Consider the following 12574-nt stretch of genomic DNA (forward strand, 5'->3'; position numbering starts at 1 on the left):
ACGAAAGCAGCACCGAACAGCTCCGCCAGCGACTCGTCCCACTCGTCCGGCACAACGCCACGCACGTCATACGCCTTGACGATGCTCGAAAGATCTGCGGGCATTTCACTCCTCCATCGGGGTCAACGGGATGGCCAGGACCGGCTGTGTCCGGGACGCTACCCGTCCCCTTCCCCGCCACGGCCCGTCCGCCCCCATCCCGTTGAGGCTTTGGCAGATCGCCGTCACCCCGGAGGGAACACACCCCTCTCCCGGTACCAGGGCGCCGCCGGGCCGAGCCGGTCCAGCGGGCCCGGCCCCGGCTCGATGCCGGCGAGCCGCCACGCCGCGTCCGCGCGGTACCAGTGGTCGCGCGCCAGCAGCGTGAACTGCCGTTCGCTCACCCAGCCCGGGGCCCGGTCCAGGGCCTCCAGGCAGCGGTCCCAGGGCCAGTCCGCGGCCGGCCGCTCCGGCAGCACCCCGTGTCCGGCGAGCGCGTCCATGAGGTGCCGGTTGCGGACCGGCTCCGGGTGATGGGCGTGCAGGACGCCCTTCGCCGCGGCGGCGGAGCCGTCCCCGAGGGCGAACGCCACGACGAGCCGTGCCAGGTCGTCGACATCGACGAAGGAGCCTGACCCCGCTCCCCCGTCCCACTGCGCCGGTACGCGCCGGAACGCGTCGGCGAGGGCCGGTACGACCCATCGGTCGCCCCGGCCCAACACCAGCCCCGCACGCAGGACCAGGCCCCCGGCGTCGAGTACGGACGCCTCCCCGGCCAGCCTGCTGCTGGCCGGCGACACCGGGGCGGGCGCAGCTCAGCCTCGTCCGCGCCGCGATGCGGTCCCGTCCCGTAGACGGCGCAGGTCGACAGATGGACGATGCGCCGCACGCCCGCGCGCCGTGCCTCGGCCATCAGCGCCGCGGTCCCCACGGCGTTGACCGCCTCGCAGCGGCCGGCGTCCGGCCCGATGTAGGAGGCCGGCGACAGGAGGACGTCGGCGCCTTCGCACACCCCGTGCAGCGAGGCCGGGTCGGCCAGGTCCGCGCCCACCCGCCGCCCGCCGCCAACGGCGTCGGTATCGGCGTCGGTATCGGCGTCGGTATCGCGGGCCTGCGTACGGGACACCGCCCGCGCCACGGCCCCCGGATCCTGCCCGGCCAGGCGGCGCAGCACCGCGGATCCGATGAAGCCCGTCGCCCCGTTCACGACGACCTGACGGCCGGTCAACCCTGCCGCTCCGGCTTCCGGTCCGCGTCGGGCTGCGCAGGCTGCTCCGGCCCGGTCTCCGGCAGTGTCAGGCGCAGCCCCTTGCGCGTGTCCTCGGTGGCGACGGCGGGCAGCAGGTAGCGCCAGAGCGAGGCGATGCGCTGCGGCAGGTCGACGCGGCCGGTGGAGACCTGGGAGAAGAGCTGGGCGCCGGTGAAGGAGCTGACCAGCACCCAGGCCAGCTCGTGGTCGTCGACGTCGGGCTGGAGTTCGCCCTTGGCGCGGGCGAAGCGCAGCTGCTGGCGGAACTCCAGCACCCAGGCCTGGTAGGCGACGTCGTCGCGCAGGCCGAACTCGCCCTGCTCCACGGCCAGTCGTACGCCGGCGCGGAGCACGGGATTGTGCCGGAGCTGCTCGGCGAGGTAGAGCGTGATGTCCACCAGCCGCTGGAGGCCGTCCTCGCCGGCGGGGAACTCCAGGCCCTCGCCCTGACCGACCATCACGGCGTAGGCGAGTTCCTCCTTCGAGCCGAAGTGGAAGTACATCCCGCCCTGCGTGACGTCCGCCCGCTTCATGATCTTGCTGATGCTGGCTCCGCTGAAGCCGAACTCGTCGAAGACCTCCGCTGCGGCGCGCAGGATGGCCGCCTTGGTCTGAATTGCCCTGAGTTGCGGGGCCCGTTGCTGCTTCCGCTCTGACATAAGCACCTAATCCTTCTCGACAAAAAAAACGAACATCCTTTATTTTAGGGACGTGCACAAGAGCGCGCACTCCGAAGTCCTGCTCACCGGATGGCGTTCCGTCGCTCCCGACGAGTACGTCGTCACCGCCCAGTGGCCCCGTGCCCACAGCTTCTGCTCGCCCGACGCGGGCCACCACGACCCGCTGCTCCTGGCCGAATCCGTCCGCCAGGCCATCCCGCTGCTCAGCCACGTGGCGTACGACGTGCCCTTCGGTCACCGCCAGATCTGGGACACGTTCAGCTACTCGACCAACCCGGCCGCGCTGGTGGTCGGTTCGAGACCGGCCGACATCATGCTCCACATCCGCTGCTCGGGCATCGCCCGCCGGGGCCGCAGGCTCGCACGCCTGACCATGCACGTCACCGCCACCCGCGACGGGGAGTTCCTCGGCACCGCCGAGGCCGGATTCACCAACCAGCCCGACGCCGTGTACCGGCGCCTGAGCGGCGGAAACGCCGACCTCGACCAGGTCACCGCCGGCGTCATCCCGCTCCCGCCGCCGATGACGCCCCGGCGGGTGTGCCGCGACCGCTTCCACGACGTGCTGCTCTCCCCCACGAGTTCCCTGCACCGCGCCCAGCTGCGGGCCGACATCAACCATCCGGTCCTCTTCGACCACCCCGTCGACCACGCCCCGGGCATGCTGCTGCTGGAGGCCGTACGCCAGGCCGCGTACGCCTCCGCGTTCCCCCGCCGCGGGGTCCTGACCGGCATGGAGATGCAATTCTTCCGCTAGGCGGAACTGAACTCGCCCTGCTGGATCGAGACGACCGCGCTCCCCGACCGCACGGCGTCGCCGGACGGCCGCCGGCACCGGGTGCGGGTCGTGGCCCGGCAGAACGGCGAGGACGTCTTCACCGCCACGGCGACGATCACCACCACGGCGGCCGCGCCCCTGCGCGCGTACTCCACGCCCTGACCTTCCCCCGGGGAGGCCGACACCGTTCCCACGCGTACGACGAAGGCGCCTGCCCGGCTGTGCCCGGCAGGCGCCTTCCGTTGTCCCGTCAGACCTTGCGGACCACGCTGGACTTGAGCTGCATCTGCCCGAAGCCCTCGATCCTGCAGTCGATGTCGTGGCCGTCCACACCGTCGACGAGGCGGATGTTGCGCACCTTGGTGCCCGCCTTGATCCCGGTCGGGCTGCCCTTGACCTTCAGGCCCTTGACCACTGTCACAGTGTCACCGTCGGCCAGGATGTTGCCGACGGCGTCCTTGATCACCCGCTCCGCGGGGGCCTCGTCCGGTCCGGCGGCGGCGAGCGGCCACTCGTGCCCGCACTCGGGGCAGATCAGCAGCGAGCCCATCTCGTAGGCGTAGGCACCCGCGCACTCGGGGCAGGCCGGCAGGGAGTTCTCAGTCACCCCACCAGTATATTTCAGTCGCCATCGCCCCAGGTCACCCGCACGCCCGATCCCGGCGGGAACTCGGCGTGCCCGATCTGGTTCGCCCACCCCACGGCCGCGCACTCCACACGGTGGGTGTAGTCGAAGCGTGGGTCTCGTGCCCGCCGCTCGCAGTCCTGGGACACAGCGGCGAAGTCACCGGGACGGTACGCAAGGCGGAAATGCGCCAGGAAGCCCTGCGCCTGCTGGAACTGCCCTCGCAGAACGGCGCGTTGCCGCTCACGCCCCCGCGCCTCCTGCCCGATGATCTTTGTGGGTGCGTCACGGCCGCGCCGGTCGGCCGACCGGCCGGCCGCGACGTCCCGCCGCTCCCTGCCGACCGATCACCGACCAGAGGAACCAGCACCGTGCCGCTGCCCCTGAACCGACGCCTCGCCCTGACCGCCGCCCTGCTCGCCGTGACCGCCGCGGTCGCCCCGGCGACCACCGCCCGGGCCGCCGCGACCACCCCCGACCTCGAAGCGCTGTCCCAGGCGCTGCGCAACACCACGGCCGCCGGAGCGCCCGGTGCCATGGCCCGCTTCAGCGGCCCCGACGGCGTCAGCACCCGGGCCGTCGGCGTGCGCGACAGGACCACGGGCGCGGCCATGGACCCGAAGGCCCGCTTCCGGGTCGGCAGTGTCAGCAAGACCTTCTCCTCCGTGGTCCTGCTCCAGCTGGTCGGTGAGAAGAAGATCGACCTGGACAGCCCGGTCAACCGCCACCTGCCCGGCCTGCTGCCCGACGACCGGATCACCGTGCGCCACCTGCTGACCCACCGCAGCGGTCTCGCGGACTACACCGACGCCATGTTCGAGCAGACCGTTCCCGGCTTCGAGGCCGTGCGCAACCGGGTGTTCAGCTACCAGGAGCTGCTCGACCTCTCGCTGCGCGAGCCCAGGACGACCGAGCCGGGCGTGGCGTACAAGTACTCGAACACCAACTTCGTCGTCGTCGGCATGCTGATCGAGAAGGTCACCGGCAACCGGGTGGGCAAGGAGTACGAGCGGCGTATCTTCAAGCCGCTGGGCCTGCGCGACACCACGTACGTGCACCCCGACACCAGGATCAAGGGGCTGCACACCCGCGGCTACCTCCACCCCGACGAGGCCGGCGCACCACTGGTCGACTCCACCGAGCAGACGGTGTCGTGGGCCCAGTCCGCCGGAGCGGTGATCTCCAGCCCGGCTGATCTGAACACCTTCACCTCGGCGCTGCTCGGGGGCCGGCTGCTGTCCCCGAAGCTGCTGGACGCCATGGTGACCGCCACCCCGACGGACACCACGAACACCCGGTTCTACGGCCTGGGCCTGCGCCGCTACGACCTCTCCTGCGGCACGTCGGTCTACGGGCACACGGGCACCGTGCAGGGCTTCTACACCTACGCCTTCTCCACGCGTGACGGCCGGCGCAGCCTCTCCGCGATGGCGAACACCTCGAACCGGGGTGCGGCCAACACGGCGCTCGGCGGCACCCTCGAAGCGGCGTTCTGCGGCAAGCAGACCGAGAAGAAGGGCGCCCGCGGCTTCGGCTTCACCCCGGCCGAGAGGGACCTGCCCGAGCACAACGCGCGCTGACGCCCGCGCGGCCGGGTCCCGCCCCGGCCCTTCATCCGGTGCACCCCGGCCCCTCAGCCGGTGCCGCTCCGGTTGCTCAGCCGGTGCCGCTCCGGTCCCTCAGCCGGTGCCCACCACGTCGTCGCAGGCGGGGCAGACCCGGTCCGCGTACCCGGCGTCGTACCACGCCGGGCCGGGCTGGCCCGCGGGCTGCCGCGGGGCGGCTCGCATCGCGAAGGTGTCCCTGCCGCAGAACGTCCGCGGGCCGGGGACACCGGGCCTGCCGGGTGCCACGGGCGCCGCGTGCACCCGTACGACGGTCACCTCGGCGCCGCCTCCCGCGGTCCCGCCGGCGTGCGCCGTCATCGGGTCCTCCACCTCGTACACCACGGCCATCGCGCTCATGACCCGACGGTAGGCCGTCCCGGCGCCTCCCGCCGTCCGGCCACGCCGGGCCGTCCGCCGCATACCCGCTCCCTCCGGAAAGCCGTCTGACGAATCATCAGGTCATCTGTCCCGGACTCTTGACTCCGTCGGCGCCAGTGGCGATTCTCGGTGCACCGTTTGCGGGTTCATGACAAGTCAGCACCCCTGTGGCCGTCGCGCCCGGAACGGATCCGGCTCCTCCACCGCGCCATCCGCTGACCGAAGACGTGAGTGATGACCATTTCCCGACACAAGAACCCCAGGCGCAGCCCCCTCGCGGTCCTGTCATTGCTCCTCGCCGTGGTGGCGATGGTGCTCGGCCCCGTGCCGAGCTCCGCCGCCGACGACCCCGGCTGGTGGAATCCGGTGGCGCGGCCCGCACCCGACTCCGACATCAACATCACCGGTGAGCCTTTCAAGGGCACCGACTCCCAGGGCAAGGTCCGCGGTTTCGTCGACGCCCACGACCACCTGATGTCCAACGAGGGCTTCGGCGGGCGTCTCATCTGCGGCAAGCCCTTCTCCGACATGGGCGTGGCCGACGCGCTCAAGGACTGCCCCGAGCACTACCCCGACGGCACCCTGGCGATCTTCGACTTCATCACCAAGGGCGGCGACGGCAAGCACGACCCGAACGGCTGGCCCACCTTCAAGGACTGGCCCGCCCATGACTCGCTCACCCACCAGCAGAACTACTACGCCTGGGTCGAACGGGCCTGGCGCGGCGGCCAGCGCGTCCTCGTCAACGACCTCGTCACCAACGGCGTGATCTGCTCGGTCTACTTCTTCAAGGACCGCAGCTGCGACGAGATGACGGCCATCCGGCTCGAAGCGCAGAAGACGTACGACATGCAGGCCTACATCGACAAGATGTACGGCGGCCCCGGAAAGGGCTGGTTCCGGATCGTCACCGACTCCGCCCAGGCCCGTGAGGTCGTCAAGCAGGGCAAGATGGCGGTCGTCCTCGGCGTCGAGACCTCCGAGCCGTTCGGCTGCAAGCAGATCCTGGACTTCGCGCAGTGCAGCAAGGAGGACATCGACCGGGGCCTCGACGAACTGCACCGGCTGGGCGTGCGCAGCATGTTCCTCTGCCACAAGTTCGACAACGCCCTGTGCGGTGTCCGCTTCGACCAGGGCGCGCTCGGCACCGCGATCAACGTCGGCCAGTTCCTGTCGACCGGCACCTTCTGGAAGACGGAGAAGTGCACCGGCCCCCAGCACGACAATCCCATCGGGCTCGCGGCCGCTCCCGCGGCGCAGAAGGAGCTCCCGGCGGGCGTGTCCGTGCCCTCGTACGCGGCGGACGCGCAGTGCAACACCCGCGGTCTGACCGACCTGGGTGAGTACGCCGTGCGCGGCATGATGAAACGCAAGATGATGCTGGAGATCGACCACATGAGCGTCAAGGCCGCCGGGCGGGCCTTCGACATCCTGGAGTCCGAGTCCTACCCGGGCATCATCTCCTCGCACAGCTGGATGGACGACAACTGGACCGAGCGGCTCTACAAGCTCGGCGGGTTCGTCGCCCAGTACATGGGCGGAGCCGAGGGCTTCAGCGCCGAGGCCAAGGCCAAGAACGCGCTGCGCGACAAGTACAACGTCGGCTACGGCTACGGCACCGACATGAACGGCGTCGGCGGCTGGCCCGCCCCGCGCGGCGCCGACACCCCGAACCCGGTGCGCTACCCGTTCACCAGCGTCGACGGCGGCTCCGTCATCGACAGGCAGACCACCGGACAGCGCACCTGGGACCTCAACACCGACGGCGCCTCGCACTACGGCTTGGTCCCGGACTGGATCGAGGACCTCCGGATCGTCGGCGGCCAGGACGTGGTCGACGACCTCTTCCGCGGGGCCGAGTCCTACCTCACCACCTGGGGGTCGTCCGAGAAGCACAAGGCCGGGGTGAACCTCGCCGCGGGCGCACCGGCCACGGCCAGCTCGTCGGAGTGGAACCCGTTCACCAGCTACGCCCCGTCCCGGGCCGTCGACGGGAACACGGGCACGCGCTGGGCGAGCGACTGGAGCGACGACCAGTGGATCCAGGTCGACCTCGGCGCCGCGAACCTGGTCAAGCGCGTCACCCTCGACTGGGAGCGGGCGCACGGGCAGGCCTACCGCATCGAGCTGTCGGGCGACGGCACGAACTGGCAGTCCGCATGGTCCACCACCACCGGTGACGGCGGTCTGGACACGGCCCTGTTCACCGGCACCACCGCCCGCTACGTACGCGTCCACGGGGTGCAGCGCGGCACCAAGTGGGGCTACTCGCTCCACGAGGTCGGCGTCTACAGCAGCTGACGCCGCTCGCGTGACCGCGGCCGGGGCCGGCCGGATCCGCCGATCCGGCCGGCCCCGGCCGTCTTAGCCGCCTTTGCCCGGCAGCACCAACGCACCACACCGCACGGAACGAACCGCACGGAACGAAGGGAACGAACGCCCATGGCACGGATGCCGTCGGCCGAGCGACGTCGGCAGCTGACCGAGGCGGCGATCCGCGTCATGGCCCGCGACGGCGTCGGCAGCGCGACGACGCGCTCGATCTGCGCCGAGGCGGGCGTGTCCCTGAGCGTCTTCCACTACTGCTTCGACTCCAAGCAGGCTCTGCTGGAGTCCGTCATCGTGGCGATCACCGAGCACGGCATCACCGTGGCGAGGGAGGCCATCCGGCCCAGGGCCACCCTCCGGGAGACCATCCGGGCCGGTTTCCAGGCGTACTGGGACCACGTGGCCGCCAACCCGGGCGAGCACATGCTCACCTACGAGCTCACGCAGTACGCCCTGCGCCGGCCCGGGTTCGAGCACCTCGCGCGACGCCAGTACGAGCTGTACTCCGACACCTACACCGAGCTCATCGAGCAGCTCCGCCTGCTCATGCCCTTCGAACTGCGCGTACCGGTGCACGTACTGGCCCGCTACCTGGCCGCCATGACGGACGGGCTCACCCTCAACCACCTCGTGCTCGGCGACGCCGCGGTCTCGGCGGCCATCCTCGACATGATCACCGACCATGTCGCGGGGCTCACCGACACCGCAGCCGACACCGCCGAGCGGGACGGGGACCGGCCCCCCGCACAGGAGTACGCCGGTCCGCCGCTGTCCGTCTGAGGAGCCGCCACCCGTCAGGCGCATCCCGCCCGGCGCACGGGGCGAACCGGCTGCCGGCCGGAGGAGATGCCCCTCCCCGCCGACGGGTGCGGTTGTCCAGCATCCGGAAGCCGTCATGAGACGCGCGAGGGTCCTGCCCGGTCGGGGCGCTAGGTTCTGTCGTCGAAGTAGCGTCGGCCAGGCCCGCGGTGTCCGGTGCCATGGGGTGACGACAGGGCCTAGGTTGCTCCCCTCCTGCCCCGAACACCGGGCGCTCGCAGAAGGACCGAGGAAGTATGACTGCGCGTTTCCCCGCGGCACGACGTCGTGGGAGAGGAACCCGGGGCGTTCTCGCCGCCGCTGTGGTCCTCGGTGTGCTGACCGGCTGCTCGCCGGAGTACGGCGCCGCCGAGGCGGAGTACGCCGGGGACTACGGCAGCCACCCGCCGCTCGCCGTGGTCGGGTACCCGTCCACCGGCACGTTGGAGATCACCCAGCAGGTGGTGTGGCGGATCGCCGACGGGAAGACCGACGCGCTGGCGGCCCTGACCGCCGACGAGGAGGGCAGGGCCGCCGCGCAGAAGACCGCCGAGAACTGGATCGCCGCCTTCCGGAAGGGCGCGGGCGGGAAGGTCACCGCCGAGTTCTACGACGAGGGCTCGTACCGCCAGACCGTCGTGCTCTATCTGCACGACACCGGTCAGGTCAAACAGATCTACGTCCTGCCCGCATCGCCGGGGGCCAGGGACGGCTGGGGAGTGGACATGAGGGAGCCGGACCCCGCCGAGGCCACCGCCGTGGCGCCCTGGATACCGAAGAAGCCCGGTGAGCTCGGTTCGACGGTGATCCCGTGAACCGATCCGGCTGGTCCGGCCGATCCGGCCCGAAGGTGCCGGAGGGGCGCCTTCGGGCCGGGTGTCAGTGGCGGTGCAGCACGGTCGTGAGGACCTTGTAGAGGACCGACTCCGGGTCCGCCACCGCCCCCGCCGAGCGCCAGGCCACGAAGCCGTCCGGGCGGACGAGGACCGCTCCGGCCTCGGTGGTGCCGTGCGCCTCGGCCCAGTCGCCGCCGTCCTCCGGGATCAGGTCGGCCTCCGGGCCGGTGCCGATCGCGTAGGCGTCCAGGCGTACGTTCAGCCGCTTGGCGACCGGGCCGGCCGCTCCGCTCCACGGGGTGCCCTCGGAGCTGAGCAGGACGAAGGACCGTTCGTAGAGGTCGACGGTCGACTTCCGCTTCCCTGCCGCCGGGTCGCGGAGCCACAGGTGCGGGGCGCGCGTGCCCGGGTCGCCGCACAGCCGCATCCGTTCGGGCACGACCGGCAGTTCCGGGTCGGCTCCCACGACCGCGCCCTGGCCGTACCCGTACCCCATGGCCACGGAGAGGACGCCGCTCTGCGGGCCGCGCGCCGGTGTCCCGGTGGCGGAGTCGGGGTCCGGCTCGTACCCCGGGTGGCTGTGCTCGGCGGAACGGGCCGAGGCCCGCTCGCTCGTCGCCCGCGCCACCGGGAGCCGCTCGGCCTCGTAGGTCTCCAGCAGCCCCGGGCCCGCCGCGCCGCCCAGCACGGCGGCGATCTTCCAGGCGAGGTTGTGCGCGTCCTGGATACCGGTGTTGGAGCCGAACGCCCCGGTGGGTGACATCTCGTGGGCGGAGTCCCCGGCGAGGAAGACCCGGCCGGCCACGTACCGCTGGGCGACGCGCTCGGCGGCGTGCCACGGCGCCTTCCCGGTGATCTCGACGTCCAGATCGGGCGCGCCGACGGCCCGTCGGATGTGCTCGACGCAGCGTTCGTCGGTGAAGTCCTCCAGCGTCTCGCCCCGGTCGGGGTGCCACGGCGCGTGGAAGACCCACCGCTCGCGGTTGTCGACGGGCAGCAGGGCGCCGTCGGCGTCGGGCTTGGTCAGGTAGCAGACGATGAAGCGCTTGTCGCCGATCACGTCCGCGAGCGCGCGGGACCGGAAGGTGATGCTCACGTTGTGGAACAGGTCGCCGGGGCCGCTCTGGCCGATCCGGAGCTGTTCGCGCACGGGGCTGCGCGGCCCGTCGGCGGCGACCAGGTAGTCGGCGCGCACCGTGGTGTGCTCCCCGGTCTCCCGGTTCTTCACGAGCGCGGTCACCCCGCTCTCGTCCTGTTCGAAGGAGAGCAGTTCGGTGGAGAACCGCAGGTCGGCCCCGAGCGTCGGGGTCACGGACATCAGGACCGGCTCGATGTCGTTCTGGCTGCACAGGCACCAGGTCGACGGGCTGAACCGCGCCAGGGCGCCACCCGGGTCGATCTGTTCGAACAGCCACTCCTGGTCGTCGCCGGTCAGCGAGCCGCCCTGCAGGATGCCGTGGTTGTCCGCCAGGACCGAGGCGGCCGCACGGATCCGGTCCTCGACCCGGGCGACCCGGAACAGCTCCATCGTCCGTACGTTGATACCGCGTCCGCGCGGGTGCAGCGAGGTTCCCGCGTGCTTCTCGACCAGCATGTGCGTGATGCCATGACGGCCGAGGAACAGCGAGGTGCACAGGCCCACCAGCGAGCCGCCCACGATGAGGACCGGGACGCGGTGGTCGACGTTTTCCTTCATGGATCTTCCATGCCCTGTGCGAGAGGGGTTCCCTCGCCCGTTCACCCGCTTGGTTCTCTCCTCTCGCGCCGACGGCGCTATCGGACCACGATCGGTTCGGGTGGCGCCGCCCGTGGCGACCGTGTGGTCTCGAAGGAGTGTGAACGATGACAACCTTGTCGGAACGGATATCCCAGTCCGCCTTCGACGACTCGAGACTTCGGGTCGTGCTGCTGCTGGATCTGTACGACGGTGCGCAGAACCAGTTCCTGGAGGTCTACGAGGACCTCCACAAGCAGGTCTCCTCCGTGCCCGGGCACATCCGGGACGAGCTGTGCCAGTCGATCGAGAATCCGTCCCAGTGGCTGATCACCAGCGAGTGGGAGAGCGCGCCGCGGTTCCTGGCCTGGGTCAACAGCGAGGAGCACGTCGCGTCGGTCCAGCCCCTGCACGGCTGCGTACGGGACACCCGCTCGCTGCGGTTCAGCGTGCTGCGGGAGACCGGCCGGGACCACGGTCCCGGTGCCGCCGCCGCGGCCTTCCCCTCCGGCCCGCCCGCCGGCTCCGCCTTCGCCCCCGCTTCCGCGGACGGCCCGGACCGGTCCAGGGGCCGCCTCCAGGTCGCCCCGCGGCGCGGGGACGGTGTGGTCCGCCACGCGCTGACCTTCACGGTCAAGCCGGGCAGCGAGGCCGTCGTGGCGGAGCTGCTGAGCGGGTACGCGTCCCCGCAGGCGCAGGTCGACGAGCACACCCGGCTGCGGCGCACCTCGCTGTTCATGCACGGCAACCGCGTCGTACGGGCCGTGGAGGTCGAGGGCGACCTCCTCGCGGCGCTGCGCCACGTGGCCCTGCAGCCTGAGGTCAGAGCGCTGGAGGAGGCCATCAACCCGTATCTGGAGCAGGACCGCGATCTCAGCGACCCCGGTTCGGCCCGGACCTTCTTCACCCGTGCCGCGCTGCCCGCGGTGCACCATGTGGCGGCCGGCAGCGGTGAGGGCACGGAACTCGAACGGCACGCGCTGTTCTATCCCGCCAAGAAGGGCTGCGGCACGGAGCTCGCCCGGCTGCTCGCCGCACAGGACGAGGCGGCCGTGGACGACGCGTCGAGCCCGATCGAGGCGAGCACCGTCTTCCAGCGCGACGACGTCGTCGTGCGTCTCCTCGACCTGCGCGGTCCGCACGACGCCCGGCCGGCTCTGACGCTCGGCGTCGAGGGCGGCCACAAGGCGGCGGTGCTCGCGCGGCTGCTCGACAGCGCCAAGGACGGCGTCCCCACCACCCACCAGGAGATCTCGCGCTTCCTGGAGCGTTCCGAGATGCGCCTGATCACCGACCGGCGTTCGCCGGCCCGAGCCTAGGAGAAGCCCGCCATGACCGACCGACTGACCGTGGAAGAACTGGCCGCGCTGATGAAGAAGGGTGCGGGCATCGCCGTCGACCCCGCCGTGATGGCGAGCCGGCCCGACGCGCAGTTCGACGAATGGGGGCTCGACTCCCTGGGACTGCTCGGCATCGTCGGCGAACTGGAGAACCGGCACGGCCGGCCCCTCCCCGCCGGGGCGGACCAGTGCAAGTCGCCGCGCGAGTTCCTCGACCTCGTCAACAATGCCCTGACGGCCGGAACCTGAGGCGTCCGGGCGG

The 12574-nt window shown here is 71.4% G+C and carries 12 protein-coding genes and 1 pseudogene; 7 read left to right on the top strand and 6 right to left on the bottom strand.

Going from position 1 to position 12574, the window contains the following annotated elements; translation table 11 throughout:
• Positions 1-224: 224 nt before the first annotated feature.
• The 3 genes and pseudogenes from AAT21_RS39560 to AAT21_RS33135 form a co-directional block, all read right to left on the bottom strand.
• Positions 225-779, bottom strand: a complete 555-nt coding sequence (locus tag AAT21_RS39560; RefSeq protein ID WP_052758095.1) for an NAD-dependent epimerase/dehydratase family protein — start codon at positions 777-779, stop codon at positions 225-227.
• A gap of 62 nt (positions 780-841) precedes the next feature.
• Positions 842-1186, bottom strand: a pseudogene (locus tag AAT21_RS39565) (SDR family oxidoreductase); the annotation flags it as partial.
• Positions 1187-1203: 17 nt separating this feature from the next.
• The gene (locus AAT21_RS33135; protein WP_079026128.1) at positions 1204-1887 is read right to left on the bottom strand and encodes a ScbR family autoregulator-binding transcription factor; all 684 of its coding nucleotides are present in this window, start codon (positions 1885-1887) and stop codon (positions 1204-1206) included.
• A gap of 52 nt (positions 1888-1939) precedes the next feature.
• Between AAT21_RS33135 and AAT21_RS33140 the strand changes: the two genes are divergently transcribed.
• Positions 1940-2665 (top strand): ScbA/BarX family gamma-butyrolactone biosynthesis protein, encoded by a 726-nt coding sequence (locus AAT21_RS33140; RefSeq protein ID WP_052758096.1) that lies wholly within the window; start codon positions 1940-1942, stop codon positions 2663-2665.
• 271 nt (positions 2666-2936) lie between these two features.
• Here AAT21_RS33140 and AAT21_RS33145 read toward each other — a convergent pair whose 3' ends face one another.
• Positions 2937-3293 (bottom strand): zinc ribbon domain-containing protein YjdM, encoded by a 357-nt coding sequence (locus AAT21_RS33145; RefSeq protein WP_046780681.1) that lies wholly within the window; start codon positions 3291-3293, stop codon positions 2937-2939.
• 389 nt (positions 3294-3682) lie between these two features.
• On the opposite strand from AAT21_RS33145, the gene AAT21_RS33150 reads away from it, so the two are divergent.
• Positions 3683-4891 (top strand): serine hydrolase domain-containing protein, encoded by a 1209-nt coding sequence (locus AAT21_RS33150; RefSeq protein WP_046780682.1) that lies wholly within the window; start codon positions 3683-3685, stop codon positions 4889-4891.
• Between the two features lie 99 nt (positions 4892-4990).
• On the opposite strand, the gene AAT21_RS33155 is transcribed toward AAT21_RS33150, so the two are convergent.
• Complete coding sequence (locus tag AAT21_RS33155) at positions 4991-5275, bottom strand: hypothetical protein (protein ID WP_046780683.1); 285 nt, start codon at positions 5273-5275, stop codon at positions 4991-4993.
• Positions 5276-5530: 255 nt separating this feature from the next.
• Between AAT21_RS33155 and AAT21_RS33160 the strand changes: the two genes are divergently transcribed.
• From AAT21_RS33160 to AAT21_RS33170, 3 genes are all read left to right on the top strand, one after another.
• On the top strand, positions 5531-7597 hold the full coding sequence (locus AAT21_RS33160; RefSeq protein WP_046780684.1) for a galactose-binding domain-containing protein: 2067 nt from the start codon (positions 5531-5533) through the stop codon (positions 7595-7597).
• A gap of 141 nt (positions 7598-7738) precedes the next feature.
• Positions 7739-8404 (top strand): TetR/AcrR family transcriptional regulator, encoded by a 666-nt coding sequence (locus AAT21_RS33165; RefSeq protein WP_079026129.1) that lies wholly within the window; start codon positions 7739-7741, stop codon positions 8402-8404.
• A 275-nt stretch (positions 8405-8679) separates the two neighbouring features.
• On the top strand, positions 8680-9237 hold the full coding sequence (locus AAT21_RS33170; protein WP_157879831.1) for a hypothetical protein: 558 nt from the start codon (positions 8680-8682) through the stop codon (positions 9235-9237).
• A gap of 64 nt (positions 9238-9301) precedes the next feature.
• On the opposite strand, the gene AAT21_RS33175 is transcribed toward AAT21_RS33170, so the two are convergent.
• On the bottom strand, positions 9302-10954 hold the full coding sequence (locus tag AAT21_RS33175; protein WP_046780686.1) for an FAD-dependent oxidoreductase: 1653 nt from the start codon (positions 10952-10954) through the stop codon (positions 9302-9304).
• A gap of 146 nt (positions 10955-11100) precedes the next feature.
• Here AAT21_RS33175 and AAT21_RS33180 point away from each other — a divergent pair, with 146 nt between their 5' ends.
• Both AAT21_RS33180 and AAT21_RS33185 read left to right on the top strand, forming a co-directional pair.
• Positions 11101-12291 carry a SchA/CurD-like domain-containing protein gene (locus tag AAT21_RS33180; RefSeq protein ID WP_046780687.1) on the top strand — a complete coding sequence of 397 codons (1191 nt, stop codon included), beginning with the start codon at positions 11101-11103 and terminating at the stop codon, positions 12289-12291.
• Positions 12292-12303: 12 nt separating this feature from the next.
• Entirely contained in the window at positions 12304-12561 is a 258-nt protein-coding gene (locus tag AAT21_RS33185) for an acyl carrier protein (RefSeq protein WP_046780688.1), read from the top strand.
• Positions 12562-12574 lie beyond the last annotated feature (13 nt).

It is taken from the genome of Streptomyces yangpuensis, assembly GCF_001005295.1.
GTDB lineage: Bacteria > Actinomycetota > Actinomycetes > Streptomycetales > Streptomycetaceae > Streptomyces > Streptomyces yangpuensis.